The 22,255-nt window shown below is 67.8% G+C and carries 22 protein-coding genes; 12 read left to right on the top strand and 10 right to left on the bottom strand.

What is annotated here, in order from left to right; translation table 11 throughout:
* The first annotated feature begins 168 nt into the window (after nucleotides 1-168).
* Nucleotides 169-543 carry a phage holin family protein gene (locus VKQ35_RS10210; RefSeq protein ID WP_324361156.1) on the top strand — a complete coding sequence of 125 codons (375 nt, stop codon included), beginning with the start codon at nucleotides 169-171 and terminating at the stop codon, nucleotides 541-543.
* Here VKQ35_RS10210 and VKQ35_RS10205 read toward each other — a convergent pair.
* The 4 genes from VKQ35_RS10205 to groES all read right to left on the bottom strand — a co-directional run bounded on the left by VKQ35_RS10205 (nucleotide 540) and on the right by groES (nucleotide 5,107).
* The gene (locus VKQ35_RS10205; protein WP_324361154.1) at nucleotides 540-1,733 is read right to left on the bottom strand and encodes a CaiB/BaiF CoA-transferase family protein; all 1,194 of its coding nucleotides are present in this window, start codon (nucleotides 1,731-1,733) and stop codon (nucleotides 540-542) included. The two genes, VKQ35_RS10210 and VKQ35_RS10205, sit on opposite strands and share 4 nt — an antisense overlap.
* 463 nt (nucleotides 1,734-2,196) lie before the next feature.
* Nucleotides 2,197-2,904 carry an HNH endonuclease gene (locus VKQ35_RS10200; RefSeq protein WP_324361152.1) on the bottom strand — a complete coding sequence of 236 codons (708 nt, stop codon included), beginning with the start codon at nucleotides 2,902-2,904 and terminating at the stop codon, nucleotides 2,197-2,199.
* A 202-nt stretch (nucleotides 2,905-3,106) separates the two neighbouring features.
* Nucleotides 3,107-4,756 (bottom strand): chaperonin GroEL, encoded by a 1,650-nt coding sequence (gene groL / locus VKQ35_RS10195; RefSeq protein WP_324361151.1) that lies wholly within the window; start codon nucleotides 4,754-4,756, stop codon nucleotides 3,107-3,109.
* Between the two features lie 60 nt (nucleotides 4,757-4,816).
* Nucleotides 4,817-5,107 carry a co-chaperone GroES gene (groES, locus tag VKQ35_RS10190; RefSeq protein WP_324361149.1) on the bottom strand — a complete coding sequence of 97 codons (291 nt, stop codon included), beginning with the start codon at nucleotides 5,105-5,107 and terminating at the stop codon, nucleotides 4,817-4,819.
* Between the two features lie 237 nt (nucleotides 5,108-5,344).
* Between groES and VKQ35_RS10185 the strand changes: the two genes are divergently transcribed.
* The 7 genes from VKQ35_RS10185 to VKQ35_RS10155 all read left to right on the top strand — a co-directional run bounded on the left by VKQ35_RS10185 (nucleotide 5,345) and on the right by VKQ35_RS10155 (nucleotide 13,731).
* Nucleotides 5,345-6,562 (top strand): cyclopropane-fatty-acyl-phospholipid synthase family protein, encoded by a 1,218-nt coding sequence (locus VKQ35_RS10185; protein WP_324361147.1) that lies wholly within the window; start codon nucleotides 5,345-5,347, stop codon nucleotides 6,560-6,562.
* A gap of 90 nt (nucleotides 6,563-6,652) precedes the next feature.
* A complete protein-coding gene (locus VKQ35_RS10180; protein ID WP_324361145.1) occupies nucleotides 6,653-7,060 on the top strand; it encodes a hypothetical protein in 408 nt (135 codons plus the stop codon).
* 230 nt (nucleotides 7,061-7,290) lie between these two features.
* Complete coding sequence (locus VKQ35_RS10175; protein WP_349254741.1) at nucleotides 7,291-8,625, top strand: acyl-CoA dehydrogenase family protein; 1,335 nt, start codon at nucleotides 7,291-7,293, stop codon at nucleotides 8,623-8,625.
* Nucleotides 8,626-8,859: 234 nt separating this feature from the next.
* Nucleotides 8,860-10,365, top strand: a complete 1,506-nt coding sequence (locus tag VKQ35_RS10170; RefSeq protein WP_324361143.1) for a tannase/feruloyl esterase family alpha/beta hydrolase — start codon at nucleotides 8,860-8,862, stop codon at nucleotides 10,363-10,365.
* A 4-nt stretch (nucleotides 10,366-10,369) separates the two neighbouring features.
* A complete protein-coding gene (locus VKQ35_RS10165) occupies nucleotides 10,370-11,845 on the top strand; it encodes a tannase/feruloyl esterase family alpha/beta hydrolase (protein ID WP_324361141.1) in 1,476 nt (491 codons plus the stop codon).
* Nucleotides 11,846-12,245: 400 nt separating this feature from the next.
* Nucleotides 12,246-12,995, top strand: coding sequence for a sulfite exporter TauE/SafE family protein (locus tag VKQ35_RS10160; protein WP_324361139.1), 750 nt, complete (start codon nucleotides 12,246-12,248; stop codon nucleotides 12,993-12,995).
* Nucleotides 12,996-13,149: 154 nt separating this feature from the next.
* Nucleotides 13,150-13,731, top strand: a complete 582-nt coding sequence (locus VKQ35_RS10155) for a GNAT family protein (RefSeq protein ID WP_324361136.1) — start codon at nucleotides 13,150-13,152, stop codon at nucleotides 13,729-13,731.
* On the opposite strand, the gene VKQ35_RS10150 is transcribed toward VKQ35_RS10155, so the two are convergent.
* The 6 genes from VKQ35_RS10150 to tadA form a co-directional block, all read right to left on the bottom strand.
* Nucleotides 13,728-14,507, bottom strand: a complete 780-nt coding sequence (locus VKQ35_RS10150; RefSeq protein WP_324361134.1) for an ABC transporter permease — start codon at nucleotides 14,505-14,507, stop codon at nucleotides 13,728-13,730. The genes VKQ35_RS10155 and VKQ35_RS10150 overlap by 4 nt on opposite strands.
* On the bottom strand, nucleotides 14,504-15,418 hold the full coding sequence (locus VKQ35_RS10145) for an ABC transporter ATP-binding protein (RefSeq protein WP_324361132.1): 915 nt from the start codon (nucleotides 15,416-15,418) through the stop codon (nucleotides 14,504-14,506). The genes VKQ35_RS10150 and VKQ35_RS10145 overlap by 4 nt, the downstream gene beginning before the upstream one ends.
* 64 nt (nucleotides 15,419-15,482) lie before the next feature.
* Nucleotides 15,483-16,361, bottom strand: coding sequence for an SDR family NAD(P)-dependent oxidoreductase (locus tag VKQ35_RS10140; protein ID WP_324361130.1), 879 nt, complete (start codon nucleotides 16,359-16,361; stop codon nucleotides 15,483-15,485).
* 72 nt (nucleotides 16,362-16,433) lie between these two features.
* Entirely contained in the window at nucleotides 16,434-16,862 is a 429-nt protein-coding gene (locus VKQ35_RS10135) for a type II toxin-antitoxin system VapC family toxin (RefSeq protein WP_324361128.1), read from the bottom strand.
* Entirely contained in the window at nucleotides 16,849-17,391 is a 543-nt protein-coding gene (locus tag VKQ35_RS10130) for a DUF7662 domain-containing protein (protein ID WP_324361126.1), read from the bottom strand. The genes VKQ35_RS10135 and VKQ35_RS10130 overlap by 14 nt, the downstream gene beginning before the upstream one ends.
* A gap of 104 nt (nucleotides 17,392-17,495) precedes the next feature.
* Complete coding sequence (gene tadA / locus VKQ35_RS10125) at nucleotides 17,496-17,933, bottom strand: tRNA adenosine(34) deaminase TadA (protein ID WP_324361123.1); 438 nt, start codon at nucleotides 17,931-17,933, stop codon at nucleotides 17,496-17,498.
* A 12-nt stretch (nucleotides 17,934-17,945) separates the two neighbouring features.
* On the opposite strand from tadA, the gene VKQ35_RS10120 reads away from it, so the two are divergent.
* The 4 genes from VKQ35_RS10120 to VKQ35_RS10105 all read left to right on the top strand — a co-directional run bounded on the left by VKQ35_RS10120 (nucleotide 17,946) and on the right by VKQ35_RS10105 (nucleotide 22,240).
* Nucleotides 17,946-19,037, top strand: a complete 1,092-nt coding sequence (locus tag VKQ35_RS10120; RefSeq protein ID WP_324361121.1) for a pseudouridine synthase — start codon at nucleotides 17,946-17,948, stop codon at nucleotides 19,035-19,037.
* Nucleotides 19,038-19,041: 4 nt separating this feature from the next.
* A complete protein-coding gene (rsmD, locus tag VKQ35_RS10115) occupies nucleotides 19,042-19,617 on the top strand; it encodes a 16S rRNA (guanine(966)-N(2))-methyltransferase RsmD (RefSeq protein ID WP_324361119.1) in 576 nt (191 codons plus the stop codon).
* Between the two features lie 117 nt (nucleotides 19,618-19,734).
* Entirely contained in the window at nucleotides 19,735-21,339 is a 1,605-nt protein-coding gene (locus VKQ35_RS10110; RefSeq protein WP_324361116.1) for an ATP-binding protein, read from the top strand.
* Between the two features lie 127 nt (nucleotides 21,340-21,466).
* Nucleotides 21,467-22,240, top strand: coding sequence for a MerR family transcriptional regulator (locus VKQ35_RS10105; RefSeq protein ID WP_324361373.1), 774 nt, complete (start codon nucleotides 21,467-21,469; stop codon nucleotides 22,238-22,240).
* Nucleotides 22,241-22,255 lie beyond the last annotated feature (15 nt).

The following is a 22,255-nucleotide window of genomic DNA, read 5'->3' as shown; positions in this document are numbered from 1 at the left end:
AACCTCAGTTACGCGGGGCGCAGCTAGACCCGCCCGCTGCGGCCAAAATGCGCCGTGCGCGTGTCGGGCTGAAACCCTTTTCCTAAGCCGCCCAAAGCAGTTCTTCGGGCGGTGCTGGCAGTCAAGCTCCGCCCGTCCCATATTCGTAGGCGAAAACGCGGAGGCCGCATGCTCGCCAAGTTCGTCGTCCGGGTGATCTTCGGGGCGCTGGGCCTCTGGGTCGCTTCCAAGCTGGTCCCGGGGATCTACGTCAGGGACACCACGGCGCTGATCCTGGCGGCCCTGCTGCTGGGCATCGTGAACGCCTTCGTGCGCCCGGTGGTGACCATCCTGACCCTGCCGCTGACGATCCTGACGCTGGGCCTGTTCCTGCTGATCGTGAACGCCGCGATGATCGGGCTGGTCTCGGTCGTGGTTCCGGGCTTCGAGGTGCACGGCCTGCTGGCCGGCGTGCTGGCCGCGATCGTCACCGGCATCTCCAGCTGGATCGGCGGCATGGTGCTGCGCGACGACCGGCGCGAGTACCGCCGCGACTGGCGCTAGAGCGCGACCCCCGCCGCGATCAGCGCCTCGACCTCGTCGGCGGCGTAGCCGGCCTCGGCGAGCACCTCGCGGGTGTGCTGGCCAAGCTTGGGCGCCGGGCCCCTGGGACTGGTGTCGAGGCCGGGGAAGCGCACCGGCGAGGCGGGTCCAAAGAAGCTGCCGCCCCAGCCGTCGGGCGTGTCGACGAAGCAGCCGGCCTCGTGCGCCTGCGGGTTCATCTCCAGGTCCTGCAGGGTGTCCATCGGCGCCCACGCGACGTCGGCGGTGTTGAGCAGGTCGCCCGCCTCTTCCAGCGTCAGCGCCTCGAACCCCGCCTCCAGGATCGCACGCACGTGGCGGACGTCCTCGATGTCGGCGTAGGGCGGCAGGTATCGGGGCTCGGCCAGGATGTCGCCGCGGCCGAAGGCGCGCATGACGTTGGGATAGTCGGCAGGGCTCTTCACCACGATGCATAGCCAGCGGTCGTCAGCGGTGTGGAAGAAGCCGGAGAGCGCCACCATGCGGTCCTTCTTCGGTTGCGCGGTGGTGACGTCGCCATAGCGCAGCTGCAGCGACAGGTCCCAGCCGACGGCATAGGCGCCGACCCGCATCAGCGCCGTCTCCACCTGCCGCCCGCGCCCGGTGCGCGTCCGCTCATGCACCGCCGCCAGGATGCCCGACAGCGTCGCCAGCGCGGTGAAGTGGTCGCCGAAGCCCGGGCGGCTTGCGAACGGCTCCTGGTCCGGCGGGATGAAGGCGTGGGCGACTCCGCTGCGGGTCCAGAAGGCGGTGATGTCGAAGGCGGCGGTGTCGGCCATCTCGCCGGTCAGGCCGTAGCCCGTGACATTGGCGTAGATCAGCTGCGGCAGCTCCGCCTTCAGGCTGTCGAAGTCGAGCCTGGCGCGGGCGAGCGAGCCTGGGCGCACGTTGGTGATGAAGACGTCGGCCTGCTTGAGCAGCGCCACCAGGGCCGCGCGGCCCTCCGGCTTGGCGGTGTCGAGCACCACGCCGCGCTTGCCGCGGTTCTCCATCGTGAAGACCGGATTGCCCGGGCTCTCGGCGGTGTCGGGGAAGAAGGCGCGGGTGGCGTCGCCGGCCGCCGACTCCACCTTGATCACGCTCGCGCCCCAGTCGGCCATCACGCCCGCGCAGCCCGGCCCCGCGACCCAGGTGGACCATTCGACGACCTTGAGGTCGGAAAGCAGGGACATCGGCGCGGACTCCAGGCCTTATTGTTTCGCCATCCTCCCATTCCGCTCATCCCCGCGAAAGCGGGGACCCAGGGGTTTTTGACGCTGCACCCGATGTCATCCCGGTTTGGCGCAGCCAAGACCGGGACCCATACGCGCCAATGGCCGGCGGCTAGCCGGAGAGCTTCGTGCCTATGGGTCCCGGACAAGCCGTCTGCGCGGCTTTCCGGGATGACATTGGAGAGGAGTGGCGAAGCATCGTGAGATGCTTCCGGTGCTTAAATCTCACGGCAGATGCGAGCCTTCCGGTCTCGGCAAGTCAAGGACGCGCTCTTCGGCGCGCCGCGACGCGGGCGGCCTCTGGCCGCTCCTTGAGTTGCCGAGGCCGGAAGGCAAACTGGCCGGCATGAGATTTATGGCTGGGACTGGCTACCCACCCATTCGTCATCTCAGGGTCACCCAGTAATCTACGCAGCATCGACGATTAGGTGGGGTTGGTGTCCGCTAGAAAATCACCCAGCGGCTTCCCGGCCTTCTTTGAGTTGCACCCAGGACAGGCGGTAGTGACATTGGCGTACTCATTTCCGCCACCGGCTGACACCGGAACAATGTGGTCGAGCGTTGCCGTGAATCGCGTTAGCTGCTTCTGACAATATTGGCAGGCATAACCGTCTCTCTCGAATATCGCAGTTCGGTTCTCACGGACGTTGTAATAGTCCGCCACCGCCAGTGGATTTACGACAGGGACTGGCCTTGCAAGAGCCACCTTCATGGCTTCCCGGCAGGATAGTATCTCTTCGGGAATCAGCACCTTGTAGAGCGTTCCGTCACGGTTCGGCTCCGACTCCTTTCGGATCACGCCCTTTTCAACAAGCTTCCTCAGACAATCAGTGACTTGTTGCTCACTTATCAGCGCGTTTCCTTTTGGAGGAGCGGCTATGGCACGCAAGCGAGGATTGCTCGCCCGGATATACTGCGTCCCTGCCGAAATTATCGAATGCCGGAACAGATAGAAATAAAAGGCCGCCTCATATGGAGTTAGTTGCGGCGTCAGATAGTCAATGACGTCAGCAACGATCTCCGGAAGTTCCAAGGCGGCGAAATCTCGCAATGCCACTTCGTCCGGTGACGAGGCAATCCGGCTTTCCAGAAGATCCAAGAGGCCGCGAATCTGGCCAATCTCATCGCTCATTCGCTAGTGCCCCGATGCCACATCGCGGCGTCCAGACTACTATCTGGATCGCGCTGTCGCTAGCGCGCGACATCCAACAGCTGTCGTGACGACGGGCAAGGAAAAAGGGCGGGACCTTGCGATCCCGCCCTCGTTCTCGATCCCGGCTCGGCCTACGCGGCTTGCGCCGCTCCGTTGGCCGGGATGACGGCTTCTAAGGCGACTAGAAGTCCATGTCGCCCATGCCGCCCATGCCGCCGCCGCCGGGCATGCCGGCGCCGCCGCCGCCCTTCTTGGGGGCTTCAACGATGGCCGCTTCGGTGGTGATCATCAGGCCGGCGACCGAGGCCGCGTCCTGCAGCGCCGTGCGCACGACCTTGGCCGGGTCGATGACGCCGGCCTTGACCATGTCGACGTACTCTTCGGTCTGGGCGTTGAAGCCGAAGGTGGCCGAGGCGTTCTCGAGCACCTTGCCGACCACGATCGAGCCTTCGACGCCGGCGTTTTCGGCGATCTGGCGGATCGGGGCCTGCAGCGCGCGGCGCACGATGGCGACGCCGGCTTCCTGGTCGTCGTTGTCGCCCTTGAAGCCGTCCAGAACCTTGGAGGCCTTGAGGAGCGCAACACCGCCGCCAGGCACGATGCCTTCTTCAACCGCGGCGCGCGTGGCGTTGAGCGCGTCGTCGACGCGGTCCTTCTTTTCCTTCACTTCCACTTCGGTCGAGCCGCCGACGCGGACCACCGCAACACCGCCGGCGAGCTTCGCCAGGCGTTCCTGCAGCTTTTCCTTGTCGTAGTCGGAGGTGGTGTCCTCGACCTGCTTCTTGATCTGGGAAATGCGGCCTTCGATGTCGGCCTTGTTGCCGGAGCCGTCGACGATGGTGGTGTCGTCCTTGGTGATGGTGACCTTCTTGGCCTTGCCCAGCATCTCCAGCGTCACGTTCTCGAGCTTGATGCCGAGGTCTTCGCTGATCAGCTGGCCGCCGGTCAGGATGGCGATGTCTTCCAGCATCGCCTTGCGGCGATCGCCGAAGCCCGGCGCCTTGACCGCCGCGACGCGGAGGCCGCCGCGCAGCTTGTTGACCACCAGGGTGGCCAGCGCCTCGCCTTCGACGTCTTCGGCGATGATCAGCAGGGGACGGCCCGACTGAACGACCGCTTCCAGCACCGGCAGCAGGGGCTGCAGCGAGGAGAGCTTCTTTTCGAAGAGCAGGATCATCGGCTCTTCGAGGTCGGCCTCCATCTTCTCGGCGTTGGTGATGAAGTAGGGCGACAGGTAGCCGCGGTCGAACTGCATGCCCTCGACGACGTCGAGTTCGGTCTCGGCGGTCTTGGCTTCCTCAACCGTGATGACGCCTTCGTTGCCGACCTTGGCCATGGCCTTGGCGATCATCGCGCCGACTTCCACGTCGCCGTTGGCGGAGATGGTGCCGACCTGGGCGATTTCTTCGTTGGTGGTGACCTTGCGCGAGGAGTTCTTGATCTCCTCGACGACCTTGGCGACCGCCTTGTCGACGCCGCGCTTCAGGTCCATCGGGTTCATGCCGGCCGCGACCGACTTCAGGCCTTCGACGACGATGGCCTGCGCCAGGACGGTGGCGGTGGTGGTGCCATCGCCCGCCTTGTCGTTGGTCTTCGACGCGACTTCGCGGATCAGCTGGGCGCCGAGGTTCTCGAAGCGGTCAGCCAGTTCGATTTCCTTGGCGACCGACACGCCGTCCTTGGTGGAGCGCGGGGCGCCGAAGGACTTCTCGATGATCACGTTGCGGCCCTTGGGGCCGAGGGTCACCTTCACCGCGTTGGCGAGGGTGTTGACGCCGCGCAGCATGCGGTCGCGGGCGTCAGAGGCGAAATAAACGTCTTTCGCAGCCATGTTGGGTTCTCTTTTTCTGAGTTTCTAAGGGGGAGGGAAGCTCTGGAGGTCGGAAGCCGCTTAGGCCTCGAGCACGCCCAGGATGTCGCTTTCCTTCATGATCAAGAGGTCGGCGCCGTCGAGCTTGATCTCGGTGCCGGACCACTTGCCGAACAGGATCTTGTCGCCCTTCTTGACGTCGAGGGGCTGGATCTTGCCGCTGTCGTCGCGCGCGCCGGGGCCGACGGAAATGACTTCGCCTTCCTGCGGCTTTTCCTTCGCGGTGTCGGGGATGATGATCCCGCCCTTGGTCTTCTCTTCTTCCTCGACGCGCTTGACGAGGACGCGGTCTCCCAGGGGACGAAACGCCATGATGCTCTTTCTCCGTTCGAATCGACGGTTGGTTTGATGACTGCGCCGGCGCCCGTCAGGCCGCGTGTTAGCAATCGCGGCCCTTGAGTGCCAACGGCGCGCTGCAAGTAGGAAAAGCCCTCGATGGAGTCAAGGATCGCGGGGGAAAATCGCCCCTGCCGCGGCTTAGATCCCTGTGCGGGAACCGCCGGCGCAAAGCCTCGTTCAACGATCTGAACAGCCATCAGGAACGCGGCCATGTCACTCGAGGCCTACCTGCGCCGGGTCATTCGCGAAGGAGATCTGAAGGTGACCCTGCCGTCGGGCCGCGCGATCACGCTCGGCGATGGCTCAGGGCCGCCGGTGGCGCTGCGGATCACCAGCCGCCTCTGGGCGTTGAAGCTCGCCGTCTATCCCTCGATGGCGCTCGGCGAGGCTTATATGGCCGGCGGCCTGGTCATGGAGACCGGCGGCATCCACGATCTCATCGAGCTGATCGGCCGCAACGCCGGCTACCGGCCGCTGAAGCGGACGAATGCACTGGCCCGCTGGTGGCTGGACCGGCGGCTGCAGGCCAATGCGCGGGCCGCCGCGCGGCGCAACGTGGCCCACCACTACGACCTGTCGGTGGACTTCTACCGCCGTTTCCTCGATCCGGACCTGCAGTACAGCTGCGCCTATTTCGCCGAGCCGGACATGACGCTGGAACAGGCCCAGGCGGCGAAGAAGCAGCATATCGCCGCCAAGCTGCTGCTCAGACGCGGCCAGAAGGTGCTGGATATCGGCTGCGGCTGGGGCGGCCTGGGACTGTCGATCGCCCGCGCCGCCGACGTGGTCGTGGACGGGATCACGCTCTCCGCCGAGCAGCTGGCCACCGCGCGCTGGCGGTCCGAGAGTTCCGGCATGGCGGATCGCGCGCGCTTCACGCTCACCGACTACCGCGACGTCGCCGGGCCCTATGACCGGATCGTCTCGGTGGGCATGTTCGAGCATGTGGGTCGGCCGAACTACCAGGACTACTTCGACCAGATCGCGCGGCTGCTGAAAGACGACGGCGTCGCCCTGGTCCACGCGATCGGTCGCTCCGAGGGCCCGGCGCTGAACCAGCCGTGGGTCGAGAAGTACATCTTCCCCGGCGGCTATATCCCGGCGCTCTCGGAGGTCATGCCCTGCGTCGAACGCGCTGGCCTGATCGTCGCCGACATCGAGATCCTGCGGCTCCACTACGCCGAGACCCTGCGCTGCTGGCGCGAGCGGTTCGCAACGCAGCGGGCCCAGATTGCGGCGATCTACGACGAGCGGTTCTGCCGGATGTGGGAATTCTATCTGGCGATCAGCGAACTCGCCTTCCGCCACCGCGGCCATTTCGTTTTCCAGATGCAGCTGACCAAACGGATCGACGCGGCGCCGATCACCCGCGACTATATGGCGCGCAGCGATCCGCGAGTCGCAGAGCCCGTGCGCCAGGTCGCCTGAACCGGCCTCTCGATTTCCGTTGGCGGCGTCACGGTCCCACGGCTAGGGTCCGCTCCGAAGAACGACAACAGTCTCTGGAGACGAAGACCCATGCGTCGCGCCCTGGCGTTTTCCGCCCTTATCGCCCTTTCGACCGCCGGCTCGGCCTATGCCCAGCACTGGACCAAGTTCGCCGACGGCGCCAACGGCATCGAGTGGTCCTATGACGCCGACTACATCTACAAGGACAAGGCGACCGGCCGTCTTGTGGTGATGCAGGCGATCTCCAAGCCCTCGGCCAACCTGATGCCGTCGGGCCCGCCCACTGGCGTCGGCTCGGTCTACGCGGTGGATTGCGAGAAGAAGAACATCATCAACATGGGTGGCTACAAGCCCTCGGCCACCTTCTCGATCCCGGAAAGCTGGCGCTCCGACACGCCCAAGAAGCTGGGCGGTCCTGAAGACGAGGCCTTGGTGGCCGCCGTCTGCGCCAAGGCCGGCTCCTACCCGGTGAAGTGATCTCCCCTCCCCGTGCCGGGGAGGGACAGGCCGCGTAAGCGGCCAGGGTGGGGAAGCGTGGGTCAGCCTGCCGAGTGAGCGCGCTGGGCCACACTTCCCCGCCCGTCTCGCGTTCGCTCGCCACCGTCCCCACAGGGGAGGGGAGGCGCCAGCGATGCACTTAAACACTTGTTTGAACCCTGGGGATGCGCCAATGCTGGCGCAAACGAATTCCCGTGGGAGAAACCAGAATGACCATGACCGCTGACCGCGCCCACGATCGCGCCCAGTCGAGCTTCGCGCTGAACCCGCAGGACGAGCTCAACGACCTTCGGATGAGCGAAAAGGCCGTGCCGCTGCTCAACAAGGTCAAGGACTTCATCCGCGACGTGGTCGAGCCGATGAGCGCGGAGTTCCACCGCCTGGGCGAGGGCCGTCCGGACATCTGGCAATATGCGCCCGGCCAGCTTGAGGTGCTCGAGGCCGCCAAGGACAAGGCCAAGGCCGCCGGCCTGTGGAACTTCTTCCTGCCCAACGCCGAGACCGGCGAGGGTCTGTCGAACCTCGACTACGCCTACATCGCCGTGGAGCTCGGCAAGAACCGGCTGGCGTCGGAGACCATGAACTGCGCCGCGCCCGACACCGGCAACATGGAGGTGCTGGAGCGGGTCGGCACGCCCGAGCAGAAGAAGCAGTGGCTGGAGCCCCTGCTGGAGGGCAAGATCCGCTCCGCCTACTGCATGACCGAGCTGAACACCGCCAGCTCCGACGCCAAGAACATCGACACCCGCGCCGTGCGCGTCGGCGACGAGTACATCATCAGCGGCGAGAAGCATTACATCTCCGGCGCCGGCGACCCGCGCTGCAAGATCATGATCTGCATGGTCCGCACCGGCGGCGAGAACGACCCGCCGCAGCTGATGCAGTCGCAGATCCTGGTGCCGCTGCCCACCGAGGGCGTCGAGATCGTCCAGGGCCAGCAGGTGTTCGGCGACCCCGACGCGCCGCACGGCCACATGCACATCCGCTTCCACAACGCCCGCGTGCCGGCCTCGAACATGCTGCTGGGCGAAGGCCGCGGCTTCGAGATCAGCCAGCTGCGCCTGGGACCGGGGCGCATCCACCACTGCATGCGCGCCATCGGCTCGGCCGAGAAGGCGCTCGACCTGATGGTCACCCGCGGCATGCAGCGCGTGGCCTTCGGCAAGCCGATCATCCAACTGGGCGGCAACATCGAGCGCGTCAGCCGCGCCCGCATCGACATCGAGGCCATGCGCCTGATGGTGCTGAAGGCGGCCAAGGCGATGGACGTGCTCGGCAACCGCGAGGCCCGCGTGTGGATCCACATGGTCAAGGCCATGGTGCCCGAGCGCGTCTGCCAGATCATCGACGAGGCGATCCAGATGCACGGGGCGCTCGGCGTCTCGCAGCACACGCCGCTGGCGCGGATGTACGCCAACACCCGCACCCTGCGCATCGCCGACGGCCCGGACGAGGTGCACCACATGGTGGTCGGCCGCAACGAGCTGCAGCAGTACCGCGAAATGCCCAACGACCCGTCGATGGCCGCGGTCTTCCGGAACTAGCCAATAATACGAGACGATGTTTCCTGAGCCTCCGCGAAAGCGGTGGCTCAGTCGTTTCGAACCACGAAATACACGAAATACACGAAAGAGAGCTGCCGGGCGGCCGAGGGGGCGATCAGCTCGCGCTCCGCGCCTTTCGTGTATTTCGTGTATTTCGTGGTTCCTTCTACCGCCGCTTTGCGCCCCGCAGGCAGCTGTGCCTAAATCGCCTCAACAAATAGGGGAGGCGGTTCGATGAAATTCACCACCATGATGCTGGCGGGTTGCGCGGTGACCGCGCTCAGCTTGGCGGCGCCGATGGCGGCCCGCGCCGAGACGGCCTGCGCCGACCTGACCAAGACCAGCCTGCCGCACGCCACGGTGACCAAGGCGGTCGTCGAGGCGGTCGGCGACAAGCAGGTCTGCAAGGTGTCGGTGACCAGCAAGCCCACCGCCGACAGCGACATCCGGCTCGAGCTGTGGATTCCAGAAGGCGCGGCCTGGAACGGCAAGTTCGTGCAAGTCGGCAACGGGGGGTTCGCGGGCTCCATCCCGCGCGCCTCGTTCAACGGACCGGTCAAGGCGGGGTACGCCGTCGCCGGCACCGACGACGGCCACCAGGACCCGGTCGGCACCAATGCGTCCTGGGCGCTCGGTCACCCGGAAAAGGTCGTCGACTTCGGCTGGCGGGCGCTGAAGGAGACGACCGACGCCTCCAAGGCGATCCTGGCGGCCAAGATGGGCAAGCCCAGCAAGTCGTACTTCTACGGCTGTTCCGACGGCGGCCGCGAGGCGCTGATGGAGGCGCAGCGCTTCCCCACCGATTTCGACGGCATCGTCGCCGGCGCGCCGGCCAACTACATGAGCCAGCTGTTCGGCCTGTCGGCGGTGCAGCAGCAGCTGATGACCAAGCCCGGCGGCTATCTCGGCGCCCCGCAGCGCGAGCTGCTGCAGAAGACCGCGCTGGCGCAATGCGGTGGCGACGTGATGATCCGCGACCCGATGAGCTGCCACTTCGATCCGGGCAAGCTCGCCTGCAAGGCCGGCCAGACGCCAAATTCTGATGGGGGCGGCTGCCTGACCGCCCCGCAGGTCGCCACCGCCAAGGCCATGTACGAGGGCCACAAGGACGCCAAGGGCAAGCTGATCTTCCCGGGCTACAGCCCCGGCGCCGAGGCGCTCAGAGGCAGCTGGGACGCCTGGATCACCGGCCCGACCCCGGAGACCAACCAACGCGCCGCCGGCCCGTCGTTCTCCTCCAACGCCTTCAAATACTTCGGCTTCGACGACGCCAATTTCGACTATCTGAAGATGGACATGGGCAGCCCGTATGAAAACGCGCGCAAGAAGATGGCGGCGGTCCTGGACTCACCCGACCCGAACCTTGCCGCCTTCAAGGCGCACGGCGGCAAGCTGATCCAGTTCCACGGCTGGAACGACTCGGCGATCCCGCCGCGCTCGTCGGTCCTCTATTACGAGGACGTCCGCAAGACGATGGGCGACGTCGACGGCTTCTATAAGCTCTACCTGATCCCGGGCATGCTCCACTGCGGCGGCGGGGTTGGGCCGTCGAACGTCGATTGGGTGGCCGAACTCGACGGCTGGGTCACAGCCAAGAAGGCGCCCGGCGAACTGGTGGCGAAGGGTGGTCCAGGCCAGGCGCCCGGCGGCCCAGCCAGCCAGGTGCTCTGCCCGTTCCCGGGCGTGGCGCAGAAGACCGGCGACAGCTACGCCTGCGCCGTTCCGAAGAAGAAGGGCTGAGCCGATGAAGCGGATCCTGTTCGCCGCCGGCGCCGCCGTGGCGCTGGTCGCGCCCCTGTTCGTATCCGGGGCCGCCCGCGCCGAGACGTCCTGCGCCGACATGGCCAGGACCAGCCTGCCGCACGCCGAGATCACCTCCGCCAAGCCGGTGGCGATCAAGGGCGGCCAGGCCTGCGACATCCATCTGCGCAGCCATCCGACCTCGGACAGCGACATCCAGATCGAGGTGATGATCCCGGTGGGTTCCGCCTGGAACGGCAAGTTCGTCCAGGTGGGCAACGGGGGCCTGGCCGGCCAGATCCCGACAGCCCAGGTCAAGCTGCGCGCCGACGAGGGCTACGCCTCGGCCGGCACCGACGACGGCCATACGGGCAACGGCCGCACCGCGGTCTGGGCCCTGCACCATCCGGAAAAGATCGCCGACTTCGGCTGGCGCTCGCTGAAGGAGACCACCGAGGCCGGCAAGCTGCTGGTCAAGGCCCAGAAGGACACAGCGCCCAAGCGCTCCTACTTCGTCGGCTGCTCGGCCGGCGGGCGCGAGGCGATGATGGAGGTCCAGCGCTTCCCGAACGACTTCGACGGCATCGTCGCCGGCGCCACGGCCAACTACAACACGCTGGGCTACGGCGGCCGCGCCTATATGCAACAGGTGCTGGCCCGGCCGGGCGGCTACCTCGGGACCGAGCAGCTGCAGCTCCTGCAGGACGCCGCCCTGAAGCAATGCGCAGGCGGCGAGCCCTACATCCACGACCAGCTCGCCTGCCATTTCGATCCCGCGGTCCTGAAGTGCAAGCCGGGCGAGACCTCAGGCTGCCTGACCGCCCCGCAGATCGCCTCGGCCAAGGCGATCTATGGCGGCCGGACCGTGAACGGCAAGCCGGCCTTCTATGGCTTCGAGCCGGGCGCGGAAGCCATGCGCGGCGGCTGGCAGGCCTGGAACACCGGCGTCTCCCAGGACCGCTGGACGGAGTCCTCCGGCCACGCCATGGGCTCGCAGTTCATGAAGTACCTGATCCACGACGACCCGGCGTTCGACTTCCTGAAGATGGACACCGGCGCCGGGTACGACCGCGACCGCCAGCACGTGGTCCATGACCTCGACGCCACCAACGCCAACCTGACGCCCTTCGAAAAGCGCGGCGGCAAGCTGATCCAGTATCACGGCTGGAACGACCCGGCGGTCGTGCCGCGCGGCTCCATCAAGTACCACGACCTGGTGGAGGCCCAGACCAAGAACGCCGACAGCTTCTACCGGCTCTACATGATCCCCGGCATGCTGCACTGCCAGGGTGGGGCTGGGCCGAACACGGTGGACTGGCTTTCCATCGTGGACCGCTGGGTCGAGGCGGGCGAAGCGCCCAAGGCGGTCACCGCCACCAGCCAGAGCGGAGCGACCCAGCTGCTGTGCCCCTACCCGGGCGTGGCGCGGAAGTCGGGCGACGGCTGGGCCTGTTCGGCGGGCAAGGCGAAGAAGGGCTGAGCTTTCCTTGTTTCCACTCGTCCCGGCGAAAGCCGGGATCCAACCGGCGGTCGGGGCTTATGCGAGCGCCCTGGCCTAACCGCGGACTCAGCTCGGGTCCCGGCTTTCGCCGGGATGAGCGGTTTTGGGTAAGCTTTTGGACTGGCGCCACGGCCAAGCTGGGCGTAAGCGAACGCCGTTCCGATGACTGACGCCCTTTCCATAGCACCCCCGCCGCTCGCAGAGCCCGCGGGCGAGGTCTATGCGCGCGCCGTCCCGAACCCACGCGCTCGGCCAGTAGCCGCCTTGAGCCCCAGCCGGACGGCCGGCCCCTTCTGGCGCACGTCGCGCCGCAGGCCCGCGGACGAAGGGGCCTGTGCCCCCTTCGCGAAGCGGTCCGCAACCGTGAAGGACCTTCCCCATGTCTCTAGCTGCCGGCGTCTTCATCGTCGTCATGTCGTTCGTGACCGCGGCCATTTCCGGGGTCTTCGGCATGGCGGGAGGCTTGCTGCTTAAGGGCTGCCTCGCCCTCGTCCTGCCCGTCTCGGCCACCTTCGTCGTCCATGGTCTGTTGCAGCTGGTCGCCAACGGCTGGCGTGCGATCCTGCATCGCAAACACGTCAAGTGGCGCATCGTCGGCGTCTATGCGCTGGGCGCGTTCACGGCCGGCGCCCTGGTGGGTTTCATCGCCTACGAGCCCACGCGGGCCACGCTATATCTGCTGATGGGGCTGGTGCCTGGCCTGGTCTGGCTGCCGCCGGGCTGGATCAGGGTCGACGCCTCGCAGCCGGGCCAGGCCTATATCTGCGGCCTGTCGGTCACCGGCGTGAACCTGACCGCAGGCGTCGCCGGGCCGTTCCTCGACGTCTTCTTCGTGCGCACCGCGCTCACCCGCCACGAGATCGTCGCCACCAAGGCCGCGACCCAGGTGTTCAGCCACCTGATGAAGATCGCCGTCTATGGGACGCCGCTGTTCTTGCACGGCGGCAAGGGCGTGCCGCCGCTGTGGGTCTTCGCGCTGGCCATCCCGCTTTCCATGCTGGGCACGGCGGCCGGCGGCGTGGTGCTGAACCGGCTGAGCGACGTCGACTTCAAGCGCTACCTGCGGCTGATCCTGACGGTGATCGGCGCGGCCTATCTCGTGCAGGCCGTCCGGCTGTATATCGGCTGAGCCGGGGGCTAGGACAAAAAAGAGGCCGGGTGCGAACACCCGGCCTTTTGAAGTCTAGGGAGGAAACGCCCAGGAATGGGCAGGCCTCATCTATGTGCGCGAACCGGCGTTGCAAGGCGCTGGGGCAACTTTTTTGGCAAGGCGTGACGAAAAAATGCAGATCGAGCCGATGGTCCTGGAAAACCGCTTCGTGCGCCTGGAGCCGATGGCCGACGCGCACCGCGAGGACCTGCGCGCGGCCTGCGCCGCCGATCCGGCGACCTGGACCGACCTCTATCCCTATTCGCTCGCGGGCGAGCATTTCGACGCCAATTGGCCGCGCTTCTACGGCGAGCCGCCGGCCGACCGGATGAACTTCGCGGTAGTCGTGGGCGGGCGCTGCATGGGGGTCTCCAGCTTCCTGACCATCGACGCGGTCAACGCCAGCCTGGAGATCGGCGGCACCTATTTCGCGCCGCAGGTTCGCGGCGGCCCGGTGAACCCCTCGGCCAAGCGGCTGATGATGGCGCACGCGTTTGCGAGCGGGGCTAGGCGCGTGCAGTACAAGGTCGACGCCATCAACGCCCGGTCCCGCGCCGCGGTGCTGAAGCTGGGCGCCGTGCAGGAGGGGATCCTGCGGCGGGACCGCGTGGTCTGGACCGGCCGCATCCGCGACACGGTGGTATATTCGGTGCTGGCGGACGAGTGGCCGGCGGTGCGCGATGGCCTGGACGCGCGGCTGGCGGAGTTCGGCTAGCCTCGCCGCGCCAGCTTGCGCGCCGCCAGGACGATCAGCACGCCGCTCAGCAGGGCCAGGACGCCGACGTGACCGGTCACCGAGCCCTCGGTCGGCGCGCCGGCGGAGGCCATGGCCAGCTGCTTCAGGTGATAGGTCGGCCAGATGAAGCGGATGTCGTGCAGGACGCCGCTCAGGGGGAAGAACAGGCCCGACAGGAAGGCCATGCCCAGATAGACGATGTTGGCGATGGCGCTGGCGCTGGAGGCCGGGGCCCAGGCGCCGATGAAGAGGCCGATGGCGCAGGCCGGGATCACGCCCAGCGACATCACCGCCGCCACCGTGAAGAGCTTCAGCGGCGGCAGGGTCACGTGGCCGATGGTCAGGCCCGCGGTCACCAGCATGGCCATGACCACGATGGCGAAGACGTAGGCCATCATCAGCTTGGCGGCGAGGTAGGAGCCGGCGGGCATGGGCAGCGCCCGCTTGAAGGTCATCAAGCCCATGTTCCGCTCGACAGCGACAAGTATGCCGAAGCCGAACAGGCCCGGGCCCATGACGCCATAGACCGTCCAACCCACGAACATCATGTCGGCGAAGCCGGGCGGGCGGTGGGGACCACCGTTCAGGATCACCCCGAAGAAGGTGTAGAACAGGATCGGCATGGCCAGGATCGGCATGGCGAAGGCCGGGGTCCTGAGCAACCGCAGGGACTCGTATTTCGCGTCGCTGAGATAGGCGCCGATCAGGCGCGCGAAGGTCATCTTCGGGCCGGTGTCGAGGGCTGAGACGCTCATTCCGCGGGCTCCTGCGTCAGTTCGGCGAAGGCTTCGGAGAGGCCGGCGCGGCGCACCTCCAGGTCCTTCAGGTCCGGGTCGGCGGCGAGCAGCTTGCGCACCACGGCCTCGGCGTCGGCGGTGGTGATGGAGAGCTGGCCGTTTTCCCCCAGCACAGCGGCGCTGACCTCGGCCCAGGCCTGCACCTTGGCGAGGCTGAGCGCGGTCAAGCAATCGATCCGCTTGCGCGAGACGAGCGCGCGCATCTCGCGCACTGTCCCTTGCGCGACCTCGCGGCCCTTGGCCATCACCACCACCCGGTCGGCGAGCGCCTCGGCCTCTTCGATGTAGTGGGTGGTGAGGACCACCGAGGTCCCGGCGGCGACCAGGCCGCGCACGCCGGCCCACATGGTCTCCCGCGCATTGATGTCGAGGCCGGCGGTCGGCTCGTCGAGGAACAACAGGCGCGGGCAGCCGCAGATGGCGAGCGCGAACTGCGCCTGGCGCTTCTGGCCGCCGGAGAGCTTGGAATAGGGCCGGGTCGCGATCTTCTCGACGCCCGCGAAGGCGATGGTTTCGGCCAGCGCGAGCGGCGCGGGATAGTAGGCCGAGACCTGGCCGATCAGGTCGCGCACGGTAAGCGCGTCGGGAAGCGCCACCTCCTGCATCATCACGCCCACATTTCGCCGGGCGGTCAGGTCGTGGGGCGAGCGCCCGAACAGGGCGACCTCGCCGGCGTCGGGGACTTGCAACCCCAGCATGAGCGCGATCGCGGTGGTCTTGCCCGCGCCGTTGGGGCCGAGCACCGAGAGCAGTTCGCCGGGGCGAACCTCCAGGTCCAGGCCGTCCAGGGCGACGGTCGCGCCATAGCGCTTCTTCACGCCGCTCAGCCGCGCCAGCGCCTCGCCGATCTGTCCGCCGTCCTTCGCCATCGCGCCGCCCCCGCCGTTTCGCTAGCTAGTCGCCACGGCCAGGGGCGTTGGATGCAAAGGCCCCCTACGCAGTCTGCGCGGTGCGCTCCTCGGCGTTCTGGAAGAACACCTCCGAGGCGTGCTCGGCGACCTCCTGGGCCGTGTAGGGCCGGCCGGGCTGGAAGCCGGAGGTCTGCAGCATCTTGATCTCGCGGACGCCCCGGCTGGAGACGCCCAGGATCTTGCCGGAATGCTCGGCGGCTAGGTCGCTGACCATGAACAGCACGCCCGGCGCGACGTTCTCCGGCAGGCTTAAGGGGTCCGGCTCCTTGCCGATGCGGCCGGGGAGGTCGGAGGTCATGCGGGTGTAGGCGCCGGGCGCGAGCCCCATGACCCGGATGTTGTACTTGCGCCCCTCGATCGACATAACCCGGACCATCCCGTAGATGCCGGCCTTGGCCGCGCCGTAGTTGGTCTGGCCGAAGTTGCCGTAGAGGCCGGAGGTCGACGAGGTCAGCACCATCGAGCCGCCGCCGTGGTCCTTCATGTATTTCCAGACCGGCAGCGCGCAGCAATAGGTGCCCTTCAGGTGCACCTTGATCACCTTGTCCCAGTCCTCTTCGCTGGTGTTGGCGAAGGTCTTGTCGCGCAGGATGCCGGCGTTGCAGACCAGGATGTCGACCTTGCCGAAGGCGTCGAGCGCGGTCTGCAGGATGTTCTCGCCGCCCTGGATGGTGGAGACGTCGTCGCCGTTGGCCACGGCCTGGCCGCCCGCCGCCACAATCTCGGCCACGACCTTTTCCGACGCCGCGCTGGTCCCGGTCCCCGTGCCGTCGCGGGAGCCGCCCAGGTCGTTGACGACCACGGCCGCGCCCTCCTTGGCGAACAGCTTGGCGTAGGCTTCGCCCAGGCCGCCGCCGGCACCTGTAATGATCGCGACTTTTCCTTCGAGCAGACCCGCCATGACCGTCACTCCCAATAGGTTTTGGTTTTATGGGCGGCATCTTCCCGCCGCCGGCGGGTGATTGGCAAGCGGTCAGGCGGGGCGCAGCGTCGCCACGAGATGACCCAATCCCGCGAGGCGGGCGCGTTCCGCGAGCTTCAGGTCCGCCGTCAGCATCTGCGCCTTGCGGTCGATGGCGAGGGCAAGATAGGCGGCGTCATAGGCCGAAAAACCGTGGTCCGCCGCCAGCTGGAAGGCGGCCGCCGCCAGCTCGTCCGAGGGTACGACCTCAGCGAGGATCCGAGGCAGCGCCGCGACCATGGCCGCCGCTTGCGGACGGTCGAGCCATCCCCGACGCATGGATTTCACCGCGACGCTCGCAACCTCCAGAAAGATGAGATCCGGCGCCGTCCAGTCGGTGCAATTCGCCAGGGCGGCGCGGGCGAGGTCGGAATCCGCCTCGTCGACCAGGCATTTGACGGCGATCGAGGCGTCCAGGATGCAGAGGTCAGTGCTCGTCACGGTCTTGCCGGATCAGCGCCGTGCTGTCGTGGCCGGGCGGCATGACCGCGACCGAGAGGCTCTCCAGCAGTCGCCGGCGGCGCCCTGCCGCTGAGGCCTCCAGGATGGCCGCGGTCGCCGTCGACCGGTCCACGCCGGCTTCCTCGGCCCAATCGTCGATCATCCGCAGGGCGGACAGGGACAGACCGTCGAGAGGGATCACGACGGCCTTCGCCGAAGGCCCTGCAGGTCGATGGATGAAGGGCGACTCGCCTTCGCTGACTCCCATAGCGTCACGGCCGAAGTCGGGGTCCCGGACGAAGGTCACGCGCTCGCTTCCCAGGTCGACCCGACTGGTCCTCCAACCCGCCTCACGCCACGCGCGCGCGTTGACGTGGGTTCCCACATTGTTCGACCACCAAGCGGGATGTTGGCGCGCCGACGGGGGCAATTCGAACCCCAAGACCTTCTCGATTTCCAAGAAGCTCATGGGCGTCTCAGCCGACTTCTGAGTTTTCAGAAAATGCGCCAGCGGATCGTATTTGCTCATACGTTTTCCTTCGCTATGTATGTTATATGCAACATCCATAATGTTAAATCAACAGGAAAAACATGTTGTATGATTGGAGCGCCGGCGGGATATGGCAGATCTGGCTAGGGTCTTCGGGCCCTAAAGAAGGCCTTAAGCATCGCCGAGCTCTCCTCCGCCAACACGCCGCCCGTCACGCTCGGGCGAGAGTGGCAGGTCGGCTGCTCGAAGAACCTGGGTCCGTTGACCACCGCGCCGCCCTTGGCGTCCTCCGCGCCGAACACCACGCGCCCGATCCGCGCGTGGCTGATCGCGCCGGCGCACATGGCGCAGGGCTCCAGCGTCACCACCAGGGTGAGGCCGGGCAGGCGGTAGTTTCCAAGCTTCCGCGCGGCCTCGCGGATCGCCAGGATCTCGGCGTGGGCGGTCGGGTCGTGGGCGGCGATGGGGCCGTTGGCGGCGATGGCGATCACCTCGCCGGAGGCCTCGTCGACGATGACCGCGCCCACCGGGGTCTCGCCGCGCTCGGCGGCGGCTTGCGCGGCGTCTAGCGCGATGCGCATGGTGCGATGGTCATGGTCCACGATCCGCACCGAACCGGCGCCCGCCCCTCCGGTCAACCCCGCACGCCCTCTGAAGGCCCCGCCGGAGACGCCGGCGGCGACCGCGTGGCCAAGATGCTGGCCCGCGCCGGCGTCGCCTCGCGGCGCGAGGTGGAGCGGCTGATCGAGGCTGGGCGCGTGGCCCTGAACGGCCAGGTGCTGACGACGCCGGCGGTGAAGGTCGAGTCCGGCGACATCCTGACGGTGGACGGCGCGGTGGTCACCGAGGCCGAGCCGGCGCGCCTGTTCCGCTACCACAAGCCCATCGACCTGGTGACCAGTCACAGCGACCCCAAGGGCCGCCCGACGGTGTTCGAGCGCCTGCCGCCGGGGCTGCCCCGGCTGATCTCGGTCGGGCGGCTGGACATCAATTCCGAGGGCCTGCTGCTGCTCACCAACGACGGCGGTCTGGCGCGGGCGCTGGAGATGCCGGCCACCGGCATCGTGCGCCGCTACCGCGCCCGGGCGCGCGGGCGGGTGACGCAGGAGCGGCTGGATACGCTGAAGAAGGGGATCACCGTCGAGGGCGTCCACTACGGGTCCATCGAGGCGACGCTGGACAAGGCCAAGGAGGGGCCGCAGGGCGCGAACCTGTGGATCACCGTGGTGCTGGCCGAGGGCAAGAACCGCGAGGTGCGCCGCGTGCTGGAGGCGCTCGGCCTGAAGGTGAACCGGCTGATCCGCCTCTCCTACGGGCCCTTTGCGCTGGGGACCCTGATGCCCGGCGAGGTCGAGGAGGTCGGGCCGCGCGTGATCCGCGAGCAGCTGGCGCAGCACATCGAGCCCGGGAACCTGCCCAAGGGCGACCGCCCGCTCTGGAAGGCGCCGGCCAAGGCCGCCGCGGGGCCCCGGCGCGGGGCGGTGGAGATCGGGCGGCCGGGCCAGAAGACGCGCGCGGGCAAGCCCGATCGCTGGCCGCGTGGGCCCTCGCCGACCGGCGAAGCGCCCAAGAAGATGGAATACAAGGCCGGCTGGGCGAAGCCGAAGCCCAAGCCGGTGATCGCCAAGACCGGCGGCCCCAAGCGCCGCTCCGGCGCCAAGCCCGGCGGGCCGAAGCGCCGCTAGGCCTATGCGCATCGTTTCCGGCAGTTTCCGCGGCAAGACCCTGGCCGTCCCGGACGGCGAGGCCACGCGGCCGACGTCCGACCGCGCGCGGCAGGCGATCTTCAACATCCTGGAGCACGCCGCCTGGTCGAAGGGCCTGCGCGACGTCCGCGTCATCGACCTCTTCGCCGGGTCCGGCGCGCTCGGTTTCGAGGCCCTGTCGCGGGGCGCGGCCTTTTGCCTGTTCGTGGAGACCGACGCGGCGGCCCGCGGCGCGATCCGGGAGAACGTCGAGGCCATGGGACAGTTCGGAACCACCCGCGTCCACCGCCGCGACGCCACTGACCTTGGCGTTCGCCCCGGCGCCGACGGCCCGGCGTTCGACCTCGCGTTCCTAGACCCGCCCTATGCCAAAGGGCTGGGCGAGATCGCCCTGGAGAAACTCGCCGGCGGCGGCTGGCTCGCCCCTGGGGCCATCGTGGTCTTCGAGCGCGGCGCGTCCGAGCCGGCGTTCGCGGCGCCCGGCTTCGAGGCCCTGGACGTGCGCGACTACGGCGCGGCGCGGGTGCATTTCCTGCGCTTCCATGACAGTGCGTCCTAACGCCCGCTAACCCTGTCACAAACACTTCGCGCGCCCTTAACCAGGCGGCCGCGCGCTTCTAACGCGCCGTTAGCGCCGCCCCTGCGAAGAGGCCGTCGTTCCCTGGGGGAGTGAACGATGACCCTGCTGCTCGATATTGCGCCCTTCTCGCCGCCGATGACGCCGCGCAACACCGGCCGGCAGGTCTATCGGCGTTTCGAGGACGATCCGGACCTGCTGGTCATCGCGGTGGTCGACGACGCCTGCCGCCCGATCGGCCTGGTGGAGCGCAACGCCTTCCTGGTGCGCATGGCCGGACAATACGGCTATGCGTTGTGGGCCGAGCGGCCGATCTCCCACTGGATGAAGACCGACCCGCTGATCGCTGATGGCGACATGACGGTGGAGGAGTTCTGCGGCCGGGTGCTGGAGGAGCGGCCCTCCGAGCTGTTGCAGGGGTTCATCGTCACCTGCGCCGGCCGCTACGCGGGCGTGGGCACGGCCTTGTCGTTGCTGCAGGTGACCGCCGCGGCCACCGCCAGCCACGCCGCGGTCATGGCTGGCCTTGCCAAGGACGCCCAGGACGCGCTGGCCGCCAAGGGCCGGTTCCTGGCGGTGATGAGCCACGAAATCCGCACCCCGCTGAACGGCGTGCTGGCGGTGGCCGAGATCATCCGCCGCAAGTCGCGTCAGGCCGACCTGGAGCCGCTGGTCGACACAATCCTGCAGTCGGGCGGCACGCTGCTGCGGCTGCTGAACGATGCGTTGGACCTGTCGCGGGCCGAGGCCTCGGGCCTGGAGCTGCACGAGGAGCCGATGCTGACTCCGTGGGTCATCGACGATGTCGTGGCGCTCTGGTCGGCCCAGGCCGAGCTGAAGGGCGTGAGCCTGAGCGCGGCCTATGACGGGCCGGCCGACCTCTGGGTGCTGGCCGACCGGGTGCGGGTGCAGCAGGTGATCAACAACCTGGTCAGCAACGCCATAAAGTTCGCCCCCGGCGGCGCGGTGGACGTGCGGCTGCGCGCTGAGCGGCAGGGCGACTATGTGGCGCTGGCGGGCGAGGTCTCCGACAACGGGCCCGGCGTGCCGGCCGACCGGCTGGAGACCATTTTCAACCCCTTCCAGCAGACCGAAGACGGGGTGCGGCTGGGCGGTGCGGGCCTGGGCCTGGCGGTCTGCCGCCAGATCCTGGAGCGCATGGACGGGCGCATCGAGGCGCTCGCCAATCCGGGCGGCGGGGCGCTCTTCCGCTTCGCCGCGCCGCTGCACTGGCTGCCGGAGCCGGCCTCGGCCACGACGGTCGCCTGCCCGGTGACCGCGGCGGGCGGGGCGCTGCATGTGCTGATCGTCGACGACAACGCCACCAACCGCATGGTCGCCCAGACGCTGTGCGAGATGTTCGGCTGCACCTGCGAGGCGGTGGAGGACGGCGCCAAGGCGGTGGCGGCGGCGGCCACCGGCGCCTTTGGCTTGGTGCTGATGGACATCAAGATGCCGGGCATGGACGGCGTCGAGGCCACCCGCCTGATCCGTTCGGGCCGCCAGGCGGGCGCGCTCATCCCGATCCTGGCGCTGACCGCGAACGCCGATCCGGCCGACGCCGCCGTCTACCGCCAGTGCGGCATGAACGGCGTGGTCGAAAAGCCGATCAAGCCGGAACGGCTGCTGGAGGCCATGAGCGCCGTCCTGGGCCAGCCGGTGGTTCCCAACGCCCTCGAAGAGGCGCGTTTCGAGGCCGCCTGAAAAGCCGTGTTGACCCTCACGCCCCGTGAGGCCTGATACCTCGTCCATCGCAAATCTCGATGGGATCAGGTGGACCATCTGATCGCTGAATCGAGATTTGAATCGGACGGATTTGGGAAAGACGATCGTGAGCGGCCATACGGTGAAACAGGTGGCGAGGCTGTCGGGCGTTAGCGTCCGGGCGCTGCACCACTACGACGAGATCGGGCTCCTGAAGCCCGCCTGCGTCGGCGCCAACGGCTACCGCTACTACGGCCGCGAGGAGCTGCTGCGCCTGCAGCAGATCCTGTTCCACCGCGAGCTCGGCTTCTCGCTTGAGGAGATCGGGCGGACGCTGGACGCGGCCGGCTTCGACAAGGTGGCCGCGCTGAAGACCCACCGCGCGAAGCTGGAGGCGGAGACGAAGCGCTACCGTGAACTGATGCGCACGATCGACCAGACCCTCGCGTCCCTCGAAGGAGCAGCGAAGATGGAAGAAAAAGCCATGTACCGGGGCTTCGACCCCGAGAAACAAGCCGGCTACGAAAAGGAGCTGGTCGAGAAGCACGGCCCGGCCATGCAGGGCCATATCGACCACGCCAAGCAGGGCATGGCCGGGTGGAAACAGGCCGACTACGACGCCATGCAGGCCGAGGCCGACGCCATCGAGGCCGGCATGGCCAAGGCGCTGGTCGACGGCCTGCCGGCCGATTCCGCGACGGTGGTCGCGCTGATGCGCCGCCAGCACGCCTGGGTCGTCAAGGGCTGGAACCGCGACGCGCCGGCCGCCGCGTTCAAGGGCCTGGGCGAGATGTACCTCGGCGATCCGCGCTTCCGCGAACGCTACGACGGCCGTCAGGCGGGCCTGGCGGAGTACATGGCCGCGGCCATGGCCTCGTTCGCGGAAAGTCAGCTCGGCTGAACGCGGCTGCCTGTT

This window comes from Phenylobacterium sp. (assembly GCF_035309685.1).
GTDB lineage: Bacteria > Pseudomonadota > Alphaproteobacteria > Caulobacterales > Caulobacteraceae > Phenylobacterium.
This window is presented reverse-complemented; position numbering and strand designations above follow the sequence as displayed.

Coding starts and splice junctions, on each gene's coding strand:
- VKQ35_RS10210 (WP_324361156.1), top strand. CDS start 169: ATGCTCGCCAAGTTCGTCGTCCGGGTGATCTTCGGGGCGCTGGGCCTC.
- VKQ35_RS10205 (WP_324361154.1), bottom strand. CDS start 1,733: ATGTCCCTGCTTTCCGACCTCAAGGTCGTCGAATGGTCCACCTGGGTC.
- VKQ35_RS10200 (WP_324361152.1), bottom strand. CDS start 2,904: ATGAGCGATGAGATTGGCCAGATTCGCGGCCTCTTGGATCTTCTGGAA.
- groL (WP_324361151.1), bottom strand. CDS start 4,756: ATGGCTGCGAAAGACGTTTATTTCGCCTCTGACGCCCGCGACCGCATG.
- groES (WP_324361149.1), bottom strand. CDS start 5,107: ATGGCGTTTCGTCCCCTGGGAGACCGCGTCCTCGTCAAGCGCGTCGAG.
- VKQ35_RS10185 (WP_324361147.1), top strand. CDS start 5,345: ATGTCACTCGAGGCCTACCTGCGCCGGGTCATTCGCGAAGGAGATCTG.
- VKQ35_RS10180 (WP_324361145.1), top strand. CDS start 6,653: ATGCGTCGCGCCCTGGCGTTTTCCGCCCTTATCGCCCTTTCGACCGCC.
- VKQ35_RS10175 (WP_349254741.1), top strand. CDS start 7,291: ATGACCATGACCGCTGACCGCGCCCACGATCGCGCCCAGTCGAGCTTC.
- VKQ35_RS10170 (WP_324361143.1), top strand. CDS start 8,860: ATGAAATTCACCACCATGATGCTGGCGGGTTGCGCGGTGACCGCGCTC.
- VKQ35_RS10165 (WP_324361141.1), top strand. CDS start 10,370: ATGAAGCGGATCCTGTTCGCCGCCGGCGCCGCCGTGGCGCTGGTCGCG.
- VKQ35_RS10160 (WP_324361139.1), top strand. CDS start 12,246: ATGTCTCTAGCTGCCGGCGTCTTCATCGTCGTCATGTCGTTCGTGACC.
- VKQ35_RS10155 (WP_324361136.1), top strand. CDS start 13,150: ATGCAGATCGAGCCGATGGTCCTGGAAAACCGCTTCGTGCGCCTGGAG.
- VKQ35_RS10150 (WP_324361134.1), bottom strand. CDS start 14,507: ATGAGCGTCTCAGCCCTCGACACCGGCCCGAAGATGACCTTCGCGCGC.
- VKQ35_RS10145 (WP_324361132.1), bottom strand. CDS start 15,418: ATGGCGAAGGACGGCGGACAGATCGGCGAGGCGCTGGCGCGGCTGAGC.
- VKQ35_RS10140 (WP_324361130.1), bottom strand. CDS start 16,361: ATGGCGGGTCTGCTCGAAGGAAAAGTCGCGATCATTACAGGTGCCGGC.
- VKQ35_RS10130 (WP_324361126.1), bottom strand. CDS start 17,391: ATGAGCAAATACGATCCGCTGGCGCATTTTCTGAAAACTCAGAAGTCG.
- tadA (WP_324361123.1), bottom strand. CDS start 17,933: ATGCGCATCGCGCTAGACGCCGCGCAAGCCGCCGCCGAGCGCGGCGAG.
- VKQ35_RS10120 (WP_324361121.1), top strand. CDS start 17,946: ATGGTCCACGATCCGCACCGAACCGGCGCCCGCCCCTCCGGTCAACCC.
- rsmD (WP_324361119.1), top strand. CDS start 19,042: ATGCGCATCGTTTCCGGCAGTTTCCGCGGCAAGACCCTGGCCGTCCCG.
- VKQ35_RS10110 (WP_324361116.1), top strand. CDS start 19,735: ATGACCCTGCTGCTCGATATTGCGCCCTTCTCGCCGCCGATGACGCCG.